The 15193-nt window shown below is 60.8% G+C and carries 18 protein-coding genes; all 18 read left to right on the forward strand.

Annotated elements, in window-relative coordinates; genetic code table 11:
- Positions 1–27 precede the first annotated feature (27 nt).
- The 18 genes from EH206_RS22515 (at position 28) to EH206_RS22600 (ending at position 15141) form a co-directional block, all read left to right on the forward strand.
- On the forward strand, positions 28–414 hold the full coding sequence (locus EH206_RS22515) for a hypothetical protein (protein WP_009115059.1): 387 nt from the start codon (positions 28–30) through the stop codon (positions 412–414).
- A gap of 80 nt (positions 415–494) precedes the next feature.
- Positions 495–1562 (forward strand): methyltransferase, encoded by a 1068-nt coding sequence (locus EH206_RS22520; protein WP_009115060.1) that lies wholly within the window; start codon positions 495–497, stop codon positions 1560–1562.
- A 63-nt stretch (positions 1563–1625) separates the two neighbouring features.
- The gene (locus EH206_RS22525; RefSeq protein WP_009115061.1) at positions 1626–2354 is read left to right on the forward strand and encodes a beta-ketoacyl synthase chain length factor; all 729 of its coding nucleotides are present in this window, start codon (positions 1626–1628) and stop codon (positions 2352–2354) included.
- On the forward strand, positions 2347–3138 hold the full coding sequence (locus tag EH206_RS22530) for a lysophospholipid acyltransferase family protein (RefSeq protein WP_009115062.1): 792 nt from the start codon (positions 2347–2349) through the stop codon (positions 3136–3138). The genes EH206_RS22525 and EH206_RS22530 overlap by 8 nt, the downstream gene beginning before the upstream one ends.
- Before the next feature lie 16 nt (positions 3139–3154).
- Positions 3155–3421 carry a phosphopantetheine-binding protein gene (locus EH206_RS22535; RefSeq protein WP_009115063.1) on the forward strand — a complete coding sequence of 89 codons (267 nt, stop codon included), beginning with the start codon at positions 3155–3157 and terminating at the stop codon, positions 3419–3421.
- An 18-nt stretch (positions 3422–3439) separates the two neighbouring features.
- Positions 3440–3691 (forward strand): acyl carrier protein, encoded by a 252-nt coding sequence (locus EH206_RS22540; RefSeq protein WP_071778500.1) that lies wholly within the window; start codon positions 3440–3442, stop codon positions 3689–3691.
- A 15-nt stretch (positions 3692–3706) separates the two neighbouring features.
- Entirely contained in the window at positions 3707–4267 is a 561-nt protein-coding gene (locus EH206_RS22545; protein WP_009115065.1) for a COG4648 family protein, read from the forward strand.
- Positions 4264–5616: an AMP-binding protein gene (locus EH206_RS22550; RefSeq protein ID WP_009115066.1), complete on the forward strand. Its 1353-nt coding sequence runs from the start codon at positions 4264–4266 to the stop codon at positions 5614–5616. Before EH206_RS22545 ends, EH206_RS22550 begins: the two co-directional genes overlap by 4 nt.
- Entirely contained in the window at positions 5603–5956 is a 354-nt protein-coding gene (locus tag EH206_RS22555) for an ApeI family dehydratase (RefSeq protein ID WP_009115067.1), read from the forward strand. Before EH206_RS22550 ends, EH206_RS22555 begins: the two co-directional genes overlap by 14 nt.
- A gap of 4 nt (positions 5957–5960) precedes the next feature.
- Positions 5961–7670, forward strand: a complete 1710-nt coding sequence (locus tag EH206_RS22560) for a glycosyltransferase family 2 protein (RefSeq protein WP_009115068.1) — start codon at positions 5961–5963, stop codon at positions 7668–7670.
- 2 nt (positions 7671–7672) lie between these two features.
- Positions 7673–8095, forward strand: a complete 423-nt coding sequence (locus EH206_RS22565) for an acyl-CoA thioesterase (RefSeq protein ID WP_009115069.1) — start codon at positions 7673–7675, stop codon at positions 8093–8095.
- Positions 8092–8697: a LolA family protein gene (locus tag EH206_RS22570; RefSeq protein WP_009115070.1), complete on the forward strand. Its 606-nt coding sequence runs from the start codon at positions 8092–8094 to the stop codon at positions 8695–8697. Before EH206_RS22565 ends, EH206_RS22570 begins: the two co-directional genes overlap by 4 nt.
- A complete protein-coding gene (locus EH206_RS22575; protein WP_009115071.1) occupies positions 8669–10990 on the forward strand; it encodes an MMPL family transporter in 2322 nt (773 codons plus the stop codon). The genes EH206_RS22570 and EH206_RS22575 overlap by 29 nt, the downstream gene beginning before the upstream one ends.
- Positions 10987–11559, forward strand: a complete 573-nt coding sequence (locus EH206_RS22580; protein ID WP_009115072.1) for a DUF3261 domain-containing protein — start codon at positions 10987–10989, stop codon at positions 11557–11559. Before EH206_RS22575 ends, EH206_RS22580 begins: the two co-directional genes overlap by 4 nt.
- A gap of 1 nt (position 11560) precedes the next feature.
- Positions 11561–12718: a beta-ketoacyl-[acyl-carrier-protein] synthase family protein gene (locus EH206_RS22585; RefSeq protein ID WP_009115073.1), complete on the forward strand. Its 1158-nt coding sequence runs from the start codon at positions 11561–11563 to the stop codon at positions 12716–12718.
- Complete coding sequence (locus tag EH206_RS22590; RefSeq protein WP_009115074.1) at positions 12711–13184, forward strand: hotdog family protein; 474 nt, start codon at positions 12711–12713, stop codon at positions 13182–13184. The genes EH206_RS22585 and EH206_RS22590 overlap by 8 nt, the downstream gene beginning before the upstream one ends.
- Positions 13184–13915, forward strand: a complete 732-nt coding sequence (locus EH206_RS22595; RefSeq protein ID WP_009115075.1) for a 3-ketoacyl-ACP reductase FabG2 — start codon at positions 13184–13186, stop codon at positions 13913–13915. The genes EH206_RS22590 and EH206_RS22595 overlap by 1 nt, the downstream gene beginning before the upstream one ends.
- Positions 13915–15141 (forward strand): beta-ketoacyl-ACP synthase, encoded by a 1227-nt coding sequence (locus tag EH206_RS22600; protein WP_009115076.1) that lies wholly within the window; start codon positions 13915–13917, stop codon positions 15139–15141. The genes EH206_RS22595 and EH206_RS22600 overlap by 1 nt, the downstream gene beginning before the upstream one ends.
- The last annotated feature ends 52 nt before the right edge of the window (positions 15142–15193 follow it).

Genomic DNA, 15193 nt, shown 5'->3' on the forward strand with positions numbered 1-15193 from the left:
CAATGTTTATCAATTGATAGGGATTTTATGAAAAAACAGCTTATTTTCTTAGGGCTTGCCTGTGTTTTAGCGTTGACCGGCTGTGCCCGCACCGCCCCGGTGACGAATGTGGCCAAGCCGATTGCGGCAAATTACACCGGCGATCAGGTAAGAAAGGCCATTCTTCAGGCCGGTCTGGAGCGTGATTGGGTAATGACGCCCGTTTCGCCGGGCGTTATCAACGGCCGCATCGATCAGCGCGGTCATGTTGCCGATATCCGTATTAATTACTCACCAACCAGTTATTCAATCAATTACGTCAGCAGTCAGAATCTGTTGGCGAGCGGTGGGAAAATTCACCGCAATTATAATCGTTGGATAAATAACCTGGACCGTGAAATTCAATTAAAACTGGCGGGACAGCAGATTAAATAATTTTTACCAGCCGAATAGGCGCTATTCGGCTGTTTTGGTTTTTTCGCTTAGTAGCATTTGCCACCTCAAGGGAAGTCATCGTGTCCTACGGATATGACAAAGATAATGTCAGCGCGCTGGACGCCATTACCGAAGCTCAGCGTATTGCTTTCGCGCCGATGCTGTTTCAGGCGGCTATCAACCTGCGTAATCACGGTATTCTGGCGTTTCTGGATAAGTGCGGCCATCAGGGGGCAAGCCTGGATGATATCGTCAATATCACTACGCTAAGCCGCTATGCGGTTGAACTGCTGCTGGACGTCGGCCTTAGCGGACGCATTGTCATTCAGCGCGATGAAGACTATTTTTTGTCCAAAATCGGCCACTACCTGCTTCACGATCGCATGACCCGCGTCAATATGGACTTCACCCAGGACGTTTGTTACCAGGGGATGTTTTATCTTGATGAAGCACTGGCGAAAAATAAGCCCGCGGGATTAAAGGTTTTCGGCGAGTGGCCGACTATTTATCCAGCTTTGAGTCAGCTGCCGCCGCAGGCGAAAAAGAGCTGGTTCGCTTTTGATCATTTTTACTCCGATGCCGCGTTCGATGCCGCCTTGCCGCATATTTTTCGGCAAAAGCCGCGGCACCTGTACGACGTGGGGGGAAATACCGGTAAGTGGGCGCTACGCTGTTGCGACTACGATCCCGACGTGCGGATTACCATTCTTGATCTGCCTGAGCAGATAGCGCTGGCGACGTCAAATATTGCAGATACAGGTAAATCCGATCGTATTTGCGGCGTGGCGGTGGATATGCTTGCGGATGGTCCGTTGCCGGGCGAGGCGGATATTTGGTGGATGAGCCAGTTTCTCGACTGTTTTGGCGAAGCGCAAATCGTCGCCATTCTGCGCAAAATCGCGCGGTCGATGAAAGCGGACGCGCGCGTCTGTATTCTGGAGATTTTCTGGGATCGCCAGCAGTGGGAGGCCGGGGCTTTCAGCCTGAACGCCTCGTCGCTCTATTTTACCTGTCTTGCCAACGGCACCAGCCGTTTTTATGCGGCGCGGCGCTTTTTGCCGCTGTTGAGCGCCGCGGGATTTGTCGTCGAGCAGCAGATTGACGGCCTGGGTATCGGCCACACCCTGCTTATCTGTAAAAAGCAATAAACAGCGATGGTAGTGATATGGCATGCGTGCCGCTGGTTTATGTAACACCGGAAGAACAATAGTATGAAACTCGCTTTTTCAATCCTTGACTGGCAGGCCGGCGCGCCGGGGCTTGGCGATATCAACGACTGGCGGCGCTGGGCGATGCTGCCGGCGGCGATAGACGCCGACCGGCCGCTGGAAAAATGTCGCCAGTTGCCGATGATGACGGCGCGCCGGTTAAACAGCGGCAGCCGTTTGGCGGTGGATTGCGGATTGGCGCTGCTGCGCCGTCAGTCCGTCGAGGCGGTTGTTTTTACCTCGCGTCACGGCGAGCTGGAACGTAATCTGCGCATTCTGCTGGCGTTGTCGCGCAATGAAAATATTTCCCCGACCGATTTTGCCATGTCGGTTCACAATGCGGCGGCAGGAAGCCTGACCATTGCCGCTGCGGCGCCTCTGGTATCGACATCGCTGGCGGCCGGCATCGACTCTTTCCAGCAGGGATTGGTTGAAGCTGGGGCGCTGCAGGCGGCCGGTTATCAGAACGTTCTGCTGGTGGATTTCGACGGCGCGATCCCCGACTTTTATCATTCGCATATCGCGCCGTGGATGCCTCGCTATCCTTATGCCGTTGCCCTGCTGTTGGGTCGTGGCGATGAGGTCAACTGTCAATCGTCGCCCGCGGCGCGGCGTGAAGAGCCGGAACTACCACAAAGCCTGCAGTTTTTGCATGCGTTTCTGGCGCGCAAGTCCGCGTTCAATATCCGCGGTGAACGTCTCAACTGGCAGTGGGAGCGGCGCGATGTCTGAGTCCTCATTGGTATTACGTTCATCGTCACGTTTAAATCGTTTATGGCGGCTAATGATGACCGGCTGCTGCTTTGTGATGTTTGGTCTCGGCGGTTTATTGCTGTCGCTGGTGTGGTTCAATCTGCTGCTGATTCAGCGCGACGCCCTTCGCCGCCGTCAGTTGGCGCGCCGCAGCATATCGGCCAGTTTTCGCTTCTTTTTGCGCATCTTGCGTACGCTGGGGATACTGGATTACCGAATCGACGGAATTGAAACCTTGCAAACCGATCGCGGCTGTCTGGTGGTCGCCAACCACCCGTCGTTAATTGACTATGTGTTGCTGGCCTCGGTGATGCCGGATGTGGATTGCCTGGTTAAAGCCGAGTTGCAGCATAATCTCTTTATTCGGGGCGTTATCCGCTCGGCGAATTACCTGCTCAACAGCCAGTCCGAGACGCTGCTGCCCGATTGCCGGCAAAGGCTGGACAACGGGGATGTGATCGTTATTTTCCCCGAAGGCACGCGCACGCGTTACGGCGAGCCGCCGGTGTTGCAGCGCGGCGCCGCCAATATCGCCGTGCGCTGCGGCTGTGATTTGCGCATCGTACACATTCGCTGTAGCCAGAGGATGTTGGACAAGCAAAGTCGTTGGTATCATATTCCGCCGGAGAAACCCTATTTCACGGTCAGCGTGCGCGAACGCATCGGCAATAAGACTTTTATGGCGCCGGAAGACCCGCATCCTCTGGCTGCGCGTCGTCTTAATCGCCTTTTGCAACAATCTTTAACACCAGAAAAAATATAACTATTCGGGAAAAGGCATGGAAAATATATTTATTGAAATCAAACAGATGATTATTGAATCTCTGAATCTTGAAGACGTTAGCGTCGATGAAATTGAAACCGATGCGCCGCTGTTCGGCGATGGTCTCGGTCTGGATTCCATCGATGCCCTTGAGCTGGGGCTGGCGGTAAAAAATCGCTATGGCGTGGTGCTTTCCGCGGAAAGCGAAGAGATGCGCCGGCACTTTTTTTCCGTTGCGACCCTGGCCGCTTTCATTAACACTCAGCGCGCAGTGGGTGCCTGATAATAAAATAACGAGTCAATGATGGATAAAAATGAAATTTATCAGGAAATTACCGGCTTGCTGGTCAAACTGTTCGAACTGGAGGCGGATGACATCAAGCCGGAGTCGCGCCTGTATGAAGATCTTGAACTGGACAGTATCGACGCGGTGGATATGGTGGTGCATCTGCAAAAGCGTATCGGCCGCAAAATTTCGCCGGAAACCTTTAAATCGGTGCGTACCGTACAGGACGTGGCGGATGCGGTGGAACGCCTGATTAATGAAGGCTGACCATGCGGGCGGGCGATGCGAACGCTGATAAACGGCCTGAACTGGCTGATGACGCTGGCCTGGCCTTTTCTGGCATGGTACAGCGTTACCCGCCCCGATCAGCGCTGGCTGCTGTCGGTGCTGGCGCTGACGTTTATTCTGCGCTTCGCCACCTTGCGGGGCGATAAACGCCTGTTCAGGGGGACGGGGCTGCTGCTGGCGGCAACGGGGGCGGCGCTGTCGCTTGCCGGTTTGCTGCTGCGCGAAGGCCAATGGTTATTGTGGTATCCGGTGGCGGTTAATGCCGCGCTGTTGCTGCTGTTTGGCGGCTCCCTGTATAGAGGAATGCCGCTGGTGGAGCGCCTTGCCCGTTTGCGGGAGCCGGAACTCCCGGCGCGGGCCGTCGCCTATACGCGCCGCGTAACGCAGATCTGGTGCCTGTTTTTTATTGTTAACGGCGCTATCGCCGTGCTGACTTGCCTGGTCGGCAATGTTCATTGGTGGGCGTTATGGAACGGCATGGTCAGCTATCTGCTGATGGGACTATTGATGGGGGGAGAATGGCTAGTACGTCAGCGGGTGAGAAGAGAGGCATGAGCCGCGTTACCCCCCGGGCTATCGGCGGCTGGCTGAACGGCGATGACGATGCGCAGCGCATTGTCGCCGGCAATGGCGCGCGCGCCTTCACGCTGGAGATGTTGAAACGGCAGGTGGCGCAACTGTGCCAGCAGCTGCTTGGCCGCAAAGAGTCGCGCTGGGCGCTGTGCTTTGAGGACAGTTACCATTTTACCATCGGGTTACTGGCGGTGCTGCATGCGGGAAAGGTTCCGGTTATTCCCGGACACTGCCGGCAGTCGGTGCTGCAGGAGCAGGCCGACGAATTCGACGGCCTGCTGACCGATGCCTCAATCAATCTGTCCTGCCCCCTATTTAAGGTAACCGCCGGCGATCAAGGCAGCGACGCCGCCCTGCCTGAGATCGCGGATGACGCCCGCATTGTGCTTTTTACCTCCGGATCGACCGGCAAACCGCGGCAGGTGGTGAAACCGGTGCGCTGTCTGGATGAGGAGTCGCGCTGGCTGGCGCAATGCTGGGGGGAGCGATTGCAAGGCTGTTGCGTTGTCGCCTCGGTGACCCACCAGCATATGTATGGACTCACTTTTCGCATCTGGTTGCCGATGGCGCTGGGACTGAGTTTTGACAGCCGTCAACTGCTGTATACCGAACAGCTAACCGCCCAGGACCGGCAGCGGCGCTATGTTTTTATCAGCAGCCCGGCTTTTTTGCGGCGTATCGACCGTTCGCTCGCCCCGCCCTCCTGTCGGTTGATCGTTTCCGCCGGCGGCGCCCTGCCCTGGACGAACGCCGAGGCGGCGCAGCGTTGGTTTGCCACCCCGGTTGATGAAATATACGGCAGCACGGAAACCGGCGTGCTGGCCTGGCGCTCCCGTCAGGCTGAAAACACGCCGTGGCGACTGTTCGCCGGCGTGTCGTTATCGCCTGACGAGCAGGATAACTGGTGGGCGCGCTCGGCGCTGATCCCGCATCCGGCGGGGCAGAAACTGGATGACCGGCTGGCGTTTGACGACGCGGGGAACTTTCAGCTCTGCGGGCGGCACGATCGGGTGGTAAAAATAGAAGATAAGCGCATCTCCCTCAGCGAGATCGAGCGGCGTTTGCTCGATCTGCCGGAAATCGCCGACGCCGTCGCGCTGCCGATCGCCCGCTCCGAGCGCTGCGGCATCGGCGTGGTGCTGGTGCTGACCTCGCCGGCGCTGGCCGCCGATCTGCCGCAGCTCAAGCGCCAATGGCGGCATCAGCTGCATCAATGGCTGGAGCCGCTGGCGATGCCGCGTTTCTGGCGCGTCGTCGAGGTTATTCCCCATAACAGCCAGAGCAAACGCGCCTGGCCGCAGATACAGGCGTTATTTCATGCTACCCGTTGAGCTTTCCCGGCAAATCGCGCAGCCGCGGGCCGAGCTTACCCTGCTGGCGGCGGCGGATCTGTTGTGGTTTAAAGGCCATTTTAACGGTCTGCCGTTACTACCCGGCGTGGCGCAGCTGGATTGGGCGCTGCATTACGGCGTTGAACTGCTGGCGCCGGGCTGGCGGTTTTCGGCGGTGGAAAACATTAAGTTCCAGCAGCCGATCCTGCCCGGCAACACTCTGCGCCTGGCGTTGACATGGCATGTCGGGAAGCAGTGTCTCGCTTTCAGCTACCATATTGCGGGGGATGAGACGGAGCGAACCGCCAGCAGCGGAAAAATAAAATTATGCCGGGATTAAGCCCATGTCAGTGAATGGCCAGTTCTCACCCTGCGTGGTGATCCCCTGCTATAACCACGGCGCCATGATGCGCGACGTCATGGCGCGTCTGGCGGCGCTTTCCCTGCCGATTTTCATCGTCGATGACGGCAGCGCCGCGCCGACGCAAAGGGTGCTGGAGCAGCTGGCGGCGGAAAACGACGGCGTCGTTCTGCTGCGTCTGGCGCAGAACGGCGGCAAAGGGGCAGCGGTAATCCGCGGCCTGGAGGCCGCGGCGCAGGCCGGGTATAGCCATGCGCTGCAGGTGGACGCCGACGGGCAGCACCGGATTGAGGACGCGCCTAGGCTGCTGGCGCAGGCGAAACGTTATCCCGACCATCTGATCTCCGGCCGGCCGGTTTACGATGAGTCGGTGCCGAAATCGCGCCTTTACGGGCGCTATATCACCCATATCTGGGTGTGGATTGAAACGCTCTCGCTTTCCCTACAGGACAGCATGTGCGGATTTCGGGTCTACCCGGTCGACGCCGCCCTGTCCCTGATCGCCCGGCATCCCGTGGGCCGACGGATGGATTTCGATACCGAAATCATGGTGCGGCTTTACTGGGCGGGAACGCCCAGCCGCTTCGTTGAGACGGCGGTGATCTATCCGCACAACGGGTTGTCTCATTTCGATGCGCTGCGCGACAATCTGCGTATCTCCCGCATGCACGCCCGGCTGTTTTTCGGCATGCTGCCGCGTATCCCCGCGCTGCTGAAGCGCCGCCGCCAGACGCACTGGTCGAGCGTCGGCGAGCGCAAGGGGTTGCTCGGCATGCGTTTTATGCTGGCGGTTTATCGGCTGCTGGGGCGCGGGGCGTTTACCCTGTTTCTCTGGCCGGTGATCGCCTTTTACTGGCTTACCGGCCGCGCGCAGCGCCAGGCGTCGCAGGCGTGGCTGCGACAGGTAACCGATTACGCGCGTCGGCATGAGGTGGTTTTGCCTAAACCGCTCAACAGCTATCGCCATTTTCTGCGTTTCGGTCAGGCGATGCTGGATAAAATCGCCAGCTGGCGCGGGGACTTACGCTGGGGTAAAGAGATTGATTTCGCCCCCGGCGCCCGCGAAACCATTGAACGGGGACGACAACGCGGGCAGTTGATCCTGGCGTCCCACCTTGGCGATATCGAAGTCTGCCGGGCGCTGGCGCAGCAGGTGAGCGGGCTGGCGATCAATGCGCTGGTGTTCACCGAAAACTCGCAGCGCTTTAAACGGCTGCTGGAAGAGATAGCGCCGCAGGCGGGGGTGAACCTTATCCCGGTCAGCGATATCGGCCCGGACACCGCCATATTGCTGCAACAAAAGCTGGATGCCGGCGAGTGGGTGGCTATCGTGGGCGACCGCACGGCGGTCAACCGCCAGCGCGGCGGGACGCGGCGCGTGGTGTGGAGCCGTTTTCTCGGCCGCGAGGCGCCTTTTCCCCAGGGGCCTTTCGTGCTGGCGGCGGCGTTGCGCTGCCCGGTACTGCTGATGTTCGTGCTGCGTGAAGGCCGGACGCTGAGCGTTTACTGCGAACCGTTTGCCGACCCCCTGGCGCTGCCGCGGGACGCCCGCCAGCAAGCCTTGCAGCAGGCGGTCGATCGCTACGCCGAACGCCTGGCGCACTATGCTCTCAAGTCTCCCCTCGACTGGTTTAATTTTTTTGATTTCTGGAGCCTGCCGGATAACAGGCCGGCCGCCGGGAAAAAGGAGTAACAGTGTTAAACGATCCCCGTTTAAGCCATGAGGTAGAACTGACGGTCTCTTTCCATGACTGCGATCCCATGGGCGTGGTCTGGCACGGCAACTATTTTCGCTTTTTCGAAGTGGCGCGCGAGGCGTTGCTCAGCAAGTTCAACTACGGCTACCGCGAGATGAAGGCTTCCGGCTATGTCTGGCCGGTGGTGGATACGCGGGTGAAGTACCGCGCGGCGCTGACCTATGAACAGCGTATTCGCGTACGGGCCACCGTCGACGAAGTGGAAAACCGTCTGCGCATCGCCTACCAGATTTTCGACGCGCAAAGCGGCCGGCGCACCACCACCGGCTATACGATTCAGGTGGCGGTGGAGGAAGGGAGCCGCGAGCTGAGTTTTGTTTCTCCCCCCATTTTGTTTGAGCGCCTCGGAGTGACGCCATGATACGAATAATGATTGCGGTTTTACTGCTGTTGAGCGGCGCGGCGCAGGGCGTCACGCTGGACGAGCTGCAACGGCGGTTCAGCAGTCAGCCGGTGGTGCGCGCCGACTTTACCCAGCTGCGCGCCATCAAGGGCATGGCGAAACCGCTTAAATCCAGCGGCCAGCTGTTAATCGCCCAGGACAAAGGGCTGTGGTGGCACCAGGCCATGCCGTTCTCCCTGACCATGGTGCTGGATGATACGCGCATGGTGCAGGTGATGAACGATCAGCCGCCGCAGATCGTCACCGCGGAAAACAATCCGCAGATGTTTCAGTTCAATCACCTGCTGCGCGCCCTGTTTCAGGCCGATCGCCGCGTGCTGGAGCAAAACTTCGCCATCGGCTTCAGCGATCTCGGCCAAGGGCGATGGCGGCTGGCGCTGACGCCGAAAACCTCGCCGCTGGATAAGCTGTTCAACGCCATCACGCTGAACGGCGGCGAGTTTCTCGACGCTATTGAACTGGACGATCGCCAGGGCGATATGACCAGAATTACCCTGAGCAATCAACGGCTCACACCCAGGACGTTAAGCGATGACGAGCAGCGGAGTTTCGTTTTCTAACCGGGTGCGCCGGGCGGCCGTTTTCTGGGGGATGTGCTGTCTTGCGCTGATCGCCGCGCTGCTCTATCTGTTGCCGAAGGCGCAGATCAACAGCAGCGTGCTGGCGCTGCTGCCGCAGCAGTCGATGGGCGCCATTCCCCCCGAACTGCAGCAGGGGTTTATGCAGCGCCTCGACCGGCAGATGGTGTGGCTGGTGACGTCCGGCGAGCGGGCGGACCCGGCGGTGGCCGAGTGGTGGCTGCAACGGCTGCGGGCGCTTCCCGAGCTGCAAAACGTTAAAGGCCCGATTGACGCCGATCGGCAGCAGCAATGGGGAAAGTTCGTATTTGAACATCGCAACGGGCTGGTTGATCCCGCCGCGCGCGCCCGGCTGGAAAACGGCGGCGGCGCGCAGGCGGACTGGGTGCTGGCGCAGCTTTACTCGGCGTTTGCCGGGGTAAGCGGCAACGAACTGCGTCACGACCCGCTGATGCTGGTGCGCGGCTCGCAGCTGGCGATGCAGCAAAACGCCAGCCGGCTGGGGCTGTCGCAGGGCTGGCTGAGCGCGAAAGATGCGCAGGGCCGCAGCTGGTATTTCCTGCACGGCGAGCTGCGCGGCGGTTCGTTCGATATGCAGCATAACCGCCAACTGGTGGATAAGCTCGAGGAGCTCAAGGCGTCGCTTCACGCGCGGTTCCCCGCCGCCGAGGTGCTGACGCGCGGTACGGTGCTGTTCAGCAACCATGCCAGCCAGCAGGCGAAGCATGATGTCTCCACCCTGGGCGCGGCGACGGTGGCGGGGGTATTGCTGCTGATTTTCTCGGTGTTTCGCTCCCCGCGGCCTTTGCTGCTGTGCGCGTTGTCGGTGGGGATTGGCGCGCTGGCGGGAACGGTGTTTACGCTGCTGCTGTTCGGCGAGCTGCATCTGATGACGCTGGTGATGAGCATCAGCATTGTCGGCATTTCGGCGGATTACACCCTCTACTACCTGACCGAGCGCATGGTGCATGGCGGCAGCGTTTCGGCGCTTGAGAGCCTGAGAAAAGTGCTGCCCGCTTTGCTGCTGGCGCTGGGGACGGCGGCGATCGCCTATCTGATGATGGCGCTGGCGCCGTTTCCCGGTTTACGGCAGTTGGCGGTATTTGCGGCGACGGGGCTGACGGCGTCCTGCCTGACGGTGGTGTGCTGGTATCCTTTTCTGGTCAGGGGCCTGCCGGTACGGCCGGTTCCCGCCATGGTGCCGATGGGGCGCTGGCTGGCCGCCTGGCGGCGTAACCGCAAGCTTCGCTGGGGGCTGCCGCTGGCGCTGCTGATTATCTCCGCGGCCGGGCTGCTGCGGCTGGAGGTGAACGATGATATTTCGCAGCTTCAGGCGCTGCCGGCGGCGCTAATGCAGCAGGAGAGACAGATAACCGCGCTGACGGGACAGAGCGCCGATCAAACCTGGTTTGTGGTCTACGGCGACAGCGCGCAGCAGACCCTGCAGCGGCTGGAGCAACTGGCGCCCAAACTGCGCGACGCGCAGCGGAACGGGTGGTTAACCACCTACCGCCTGCTGCCGCTCTCTTCGCTGCGGCAGCAGCAGTACGACGCGCAGCTGATTGCGGCGGCGGCGCCCGCGGTGATCGGGCGTCTTAACGAGGCGGGCGTGGAGGCGGCGCCGCCAGATGTTCAACCGATGCCGGTAACGCCCGAAACCTGGCTGAACAGCCCGATAAGCGAAGGGTGGCGGCTGCTGTGGCTGTCGCTGGCGCAGGGAAAAAGCGGGGTGCTGGTGCCGGTCGGCGGCGTCGGCGACGGCGCCGCGTTGGCCCAGTTGGCGACAACGCTGCCCGGCGTGGCGTGGATTGATCGCAAAAGCAGCTTTGATGAGCTGTTCGGTTTTTACCGCGTGATGCTGGGCTGGCTGTTGGCGGCGGCGCTGGCGGCCATTGCCCTGAGCTATGTCCTGCGTCTGGGGCTGCGCCGCGGGCTGTTGAGCGTGGTGCCTTCGCTGCTGTCGCTGGGCGGCGGTCTGGCGGCGCTGGCGCTGAGCGGCCATACGCTGAACCTGTTTTCATTGCTGGCCCTGGTGCTGGTGCTGGGCATCGGCATTAACTACACGCTGTTTTTCAGCAACCCGCGCGGTACGCCGATGACCTCGCTGCTGGCGGTTACGCTGGCGATGTGCGTGGCGCTGTTGACGCTCGGCATGCTGGTGTTCAGCAGCACGCCGGCGATCGGCAGCTTTGGCATTGTGCTGTGCAGCGGTATTTTTACCGCTTTTCTGCTGGCGCCGCTGGCGTTGCCTGATTCAAAAGGGAAAAGAAAATGACATTTTTACGATGCGGGCTATTGCTGGTCGGCGCGCTGTTGCTGAGCGGCTGCGCCGGCAAGCATGACGACACCCGCCCGCAGGCGTGGCTCAAGCCGGGGGTGAAAGTGACGCTGCCCGCGCCGGGCATTACGCCGGCCGTCAATGAGCAACAGCTGTTGACCGGAACCTTCGGCGGCAAGCGGCAGTCTCTGCTGGTGATGCTAAGCGCCGACGACAAACAGCTCTCTCTGGTCGGGCTCTCCTCAATCGGTATTCGCCTGTTTCTGGTGACCTATGACGCGCAGGGCATCCGCACCGAGCAGTCCATCGTGCTGCCGCAGATGCCGCCGGCCAGCCAGGTGCTGGCGGATATTATGCTCAGCCACTGGCCGATAGCCCTATGGCAGAAACAGCTTCCCGCCGGCTGGACGCTACGGGATAATGGCGACAGCAGGCAACTGCGGGATAATCACGGCGATTTGATTACGGAAATTCGCTATATGACGCGCAACGATCGGCGTGAGCCCATCAGCGTTCAGCAGTTCGCCTTTGGTTACCATATCGTTATTCAACATCTGGACGGCTAGCATGATTTACATTAACGCTGTGGGTGCGCTTAACGCCTTGGGCAACACGCTGGATGAGATAGCCGACAACCTTGCCGGCGGCGTCGCGCCGGGCATGCGCCACGACGGCGGCTGGCTGGTGCAGGGGAAAGCGTGCTGGACCGGCAACGTCGATGCGGATTTGCCGGCGATACCGCCGGCGCTGGCCGGGCACGACAGCCGTAATAATCGACTGTTGCTGGCGGCGCTGGCGCAAATCCGCCCGCAGGTGGATAAGGCCATCGCCCGGTTCGGCGCCGATCGCGTCGCCGTGATCCTGGGAACCAGCACCTCGGGTCTGGACGAAGCCGACCGCTACGTCAGCAGTAAGCTGCCGAGCTATTGCTATGCCCAGCAGGAACTGGGCGATCCCTCGCGTTTTCTGGCCGCCTATCTGCGGCTGAACGGCCCGGCCTATACCCTTTCCACCGCCTGCTCTTCCAGCGCCAGGGCGCTGATCAGCGGGAAACGGCTGATTGACGCCGGGCTGGCGGATGCGGCGATCGTCGGCGGCGCGGACACGCTGAGCCGCATGCCGCTCAACGGCTTCGACAGTCTGGAGTCCCTGTCGCCGACGCGCTGCCAGCCGTTCAGCGAGCGGCGCAACGGGATTACCATTGGCGAAGGGGCCGCCTTGATGCTGATTAGCGGCGAGCCTGACGGCGTATCGCTGCTGGGCGTCGGCGAATCTTCCGATGCGCACCATATGTCGGCGCCGCATCCCGAAGGGGAAGGCGCGGCGCGGGCGATCCGCATGGCGTTGGCGCACGCCGGGCTACGGCCCGAGGATATCGGCTACATCAATCTGCACGGCACGGCGACGCGCCTTAACGATCGGATCGAGGCGAAAGTAGTGCAGTCAATCTTTGGCGAGCGCGTGCCCTGTAGTTCCACCAAGCACCTGACCGGCCATACGCTGGGCGCGGCGGGTATTTGCGAGGCGGCGATCTGCTGGCTGCTGCTGACGCGCGAACTTCCCTTGCCGCCGCAGGATTTTTCACAGGGCGCGCGGGATGAAACGCTGCCGCCCTGCGGTTTGCTTAGCGAGTCGGGACGACTGGCGCGGCCTGTGATTCTGTCCAACTCCTTTGCCTTTGGCGGCAATAACGCCTGCCTGATTGTGGGGAAAGCCCATGGCTGACTATCTGCCGGCGGCGAGCTATCTGCCCCACGAATCGCCGATGGTGCTGGTGGACGAGGTGATCCACGTCGATAATGAACACGCCCGTTGCCGGGTGGCGGTGAGCCGCGACGGCATTCTGGCGCTTTTTCTTGATGGCGAGGGGCATCTGCCCGCTTGGTTCGGCATTGAAATCATCGCCCAGACGATTGGGGTGTGGGCGGGCTGGCACGCTCGCCGCAACCATGGTCAAAAACCGCGTCCCGGCATGCTGCTGGGCGGGCGGGGCTATCGCTGCCGTCAGGCGTTTTTCCCCGCCGCGTCGCAGCTTGATGTGAGCGTGACGCTATTGATGCGTGATGAAAAGATCGGCTGTTTTGACGGTGAAATCAGGATTGACGGCGAAAAATACGCCGCCGGCAGGCTTAATACCTATCAGCCGGATGACAATGAATTAAAACAACTTTTAGCACAGGGAAAAGAGTAATGACGCGTAGCGTGTTAGTGACCGGCGCCAGTAAGGGGATTGGTCGAGCCATTGCCCTGCGCCTGGCGGCGGATGGCTTTACCGTCGCGGTGCATTACCACCGCGACAGAGACGGCGCTGAAGATACGCTGCGCCGCATCCTCGACGCCAACGGCGCCGGCCGCATCCTCGGGTTCGATATCGCCGACCGGGAGGCGTGCCGCGCGGTTATCGGGCAGGATATCGAGGCGCACGGCGCCTATTACGGCGTGGTCAGCAATGCCGGCATCACCAGCGACGGCGCCTTTCCCGCGTTGGACGACCAGGCCTGGGACAGCGTGATCCACACCAATCTCGATAGCTTCTATAACGTGATTCACCCCTGCGTGATGCCGATGATCGGCCTGCGCCAGGGGGGACGCATCATTACCCTGTCCTCGGTTTCCGGGATCATGGGTAACCGCGGGCAGGTTAACTACAGCGCGGCGAAGGCCGGAATTATCGGCGCTTCCAAGGCGCTGGCCGTCGAACTGGCGAAGCGGAAAATTACCGTCAACTGCATCGCCCCCGGATTGATCGATACCGGCATGATTCAAATGGAGCCGCTAGCCGTTGCAGAAGCGATGAAAATGATCCCCATGAAACGCATGGGGCAGGCGGATGAGGTCGCGGGGCTGGCGGGTTATCTTATGTCCGATATCGCCGGATACGTAACGCGTCAGGTGATTTCTATTAACGGAGGGATGCTGTGATGCGTCGTGTGGTGGTAACGGGAATGGGCGGCGTGACCGCGTTTGGCGAGTCCTGGCAGCGCGTGTCAGACGGCCTGCGCGCCGGGCGCAATGCGATACGCAAGATGCCGGAGTGGGGGGTGTACGACGGCCTGAATACGCAGTTGGGCTCGCCGATTGATGATTTCACGCTGCCGGAGCATTACACCCGTAAACGCATTCGCTCCATGGGGCGCGTCTCGCTGATGGCGACGCGCGCCACCGAGCTGGCGCTGCAACAGGCGGGTCTGCTGGAGCATCCGGTATTGACCAGCGGGGAAACCGGCATCGCCTACGGCTCGTCGACGGGCAGCACCGGGCCGGTGAGCGATTTCGCCACCATGCTGACGGAAAAACACACCAATAATATTACCGGCACCACCTATGTACAGATGATGCCGCACACCACGGCGGTGAATGCCGGGCTGTTCTTCGGCCTGCGCGGCCGCGTTATCCCCACCTCCAGCGCCTGTACTTCCGGCAGCCAGGCGATTGGCTACGCCTGGGAAGCGATTCGCCACGGCTACCAGACTGTGATGGTCGCCGGCGGCGCGGAGGAGCTGTGCCCTTCGGAGGCGGCGGTGTTTGACACCCTGTTCGCCACCAGCCAGCGCAATGACGCCCCGCACACTACGCCGTCGCCTTTCGACGCCGGGCGCGACGGGCTGGTGATCGGCGAGGGCGCCGGGACGCTGGTGCTGGAAGAGCTGGAGCATGCGCAGGCGCGCGGGGCGACCATTTACGCCGAGCTGGTGGGGTTCTTTACCAACTGCGATGCGGCGCATATCACTCAGCCGCAGCGCGAAACCATGCAGATTTGTATCGAGGGTTCACTGCGCTGCGCGGGGCTGAGCGCTGGCGATATCGGTTATATCAATGCGCACGGCACGGCGACGGATCGCGGAGACGTGGCGGAAAGTCTGGCGACGGCGGCGGTTTTCGGCGACGCGACGCCGATCTCTTCCCTGAAAAGTTATTTCGGTCACACTCTGGGCGCCTGCGGCGCGCTGGAAGCCTGGATGAGCATTGAAATGATGCGCGAAGGCTGGTTTGCCCCCACACTCAACCTGCGGCAGCCGGCGCAAGACTGCGGTGCGCTGGATTATATTATGGGCGAGCCGCGTTATATCGACACCGACTATGTGCAGTCCAATAACTTCGCCTTCGGCGGCATCAATACCTCGCTGATTTTCCGCCGCTGGAAATAAAAATATGGGATGGCGGGAAAGGGCGTCTCCCTGTTGTTCCCGCGCATACGAT

The sequence above is a fragment of the Brenneria nigrifluens DSM 30175 = ATCC 13028 genome (assembly GCF_005484965.1).
GTDB classification, from domain to species: Bacteria; Pseudomonadota; Gammaproteobacteria; order Enterobacterales; family Enterobacteriaceae; genus Brenneria; species Brenneria nigrifluens.

Bases quoted from the DNA above. Each gene is read 5' to 3' on its own strand.
- EH206_RS22545 (WP_009115065.1), top strand. From the start codon at position 3,707: ATGCGAACGCTGATAAACGGCCTGAACTGGCTGATGACGCTGGCCTGG.
- EH206_RS22595 (WP_009115075.1), top strand. From the start codon at position 13,184: ATGACGCGTAGCGTGTTAGTGACCGGCGCCAGTAAGGGGATTGGTCGA.
- EH206_RS22580 (WP_009115072.1), top strand. From the start codon at position 10,987: ATGACATTTTTACGATGCGGGCTATTGCTGGTCGGCGCGCTGTTGCTG.
- EH206_RS22585 (WP_009115073.1), top strand. From the start codon at position 11,561: ATGATTTACATTAACGCTGTGGGTGCGCTTAACGCCTTGGGCAACACG.
- EH206_RS22515 (WP_009115059.1), top strand. From the start codon at position 28: ATGAAAAAACAGCTTATTTTCTTAGGGCTTGCCTGTGTTTTAGCGTTG.
- EH206_RS22555 (WP_009115067.1), top strand. From the start codon at position 5,603: ATGCTACCCGTTGAGCTTTCCCGGCAAATCGCGCAGCCGCGGGCCGAG.
- EH206_RS22570 (WP_009115070.1), top strand. From the start codon at position 8,092: ATGATACGAATAATGATTGCGGTTTTACTGCTGTTGAGCGGCGCGGCG.
- EH206_RS22575 (WP_009115071.1), top strand. From the start codon at position 8,669: ATGACGAGCAGCGGAGTTTCGTTTTCTAACCGGGTGCGCCGGGCGGCC.
- EH206_RS22540 (WP_071778500.1), top strand. From the start codon at position 3,440: ATGATGGATAAAAATGAAATTTATCAGGAAATTACCGGCTTGCTGGTC.
- EH206_RS22535 (WP_009115063.1), top strand. From the start codon at position 3,155: ATGGAAAATATATTTATTGAAATCAAACAGATGATTATTGAATCTCTG.
- EH206_RS22550 (WP_009115066.1), top strand. From the start codon at position 4,264: ATGAGCCGCGTTACCCCCCGGGCTATCGGCGGCTGGCTGAACGGCGAT.
- EH206_RS22590 (WP_009115074.1), top strand. From the start codon at position 12,711: ATGGCTGACTATCTGCCGGCGGCGAGCTATCTGCCCCACGAATCGCCG.
- EH206_RS22530 (WP_009115062.1), top strand. From the start codon at position 2,347: ATGTCTGAGTCCTCATTGGTATTACGTTCATCGTCACGTTTAAATCGT.
- EH206_RS22600 (WP_009115076.1), top strand. From the start codon at position 13,915: ATGCGTCGTGTGGTGGTAACGGGAATGGGCGGCGTGACCGCGTTTGGC.
- EH206_RS22525 (WP_009115061.1), top strand. From the start codon at position 1,626: ATGAAACTCGCTTTTTCAATCCTTGACTGGCAGGCCGGCGCGCCGGGG.
- EH206_RS22560 (WP_009115068.1), top strand. From the start codon at position 5,961: ATGTCAGTGAATGGCCAGTTCTCACCCTGCGTGGTGATCCCCTGCTAT.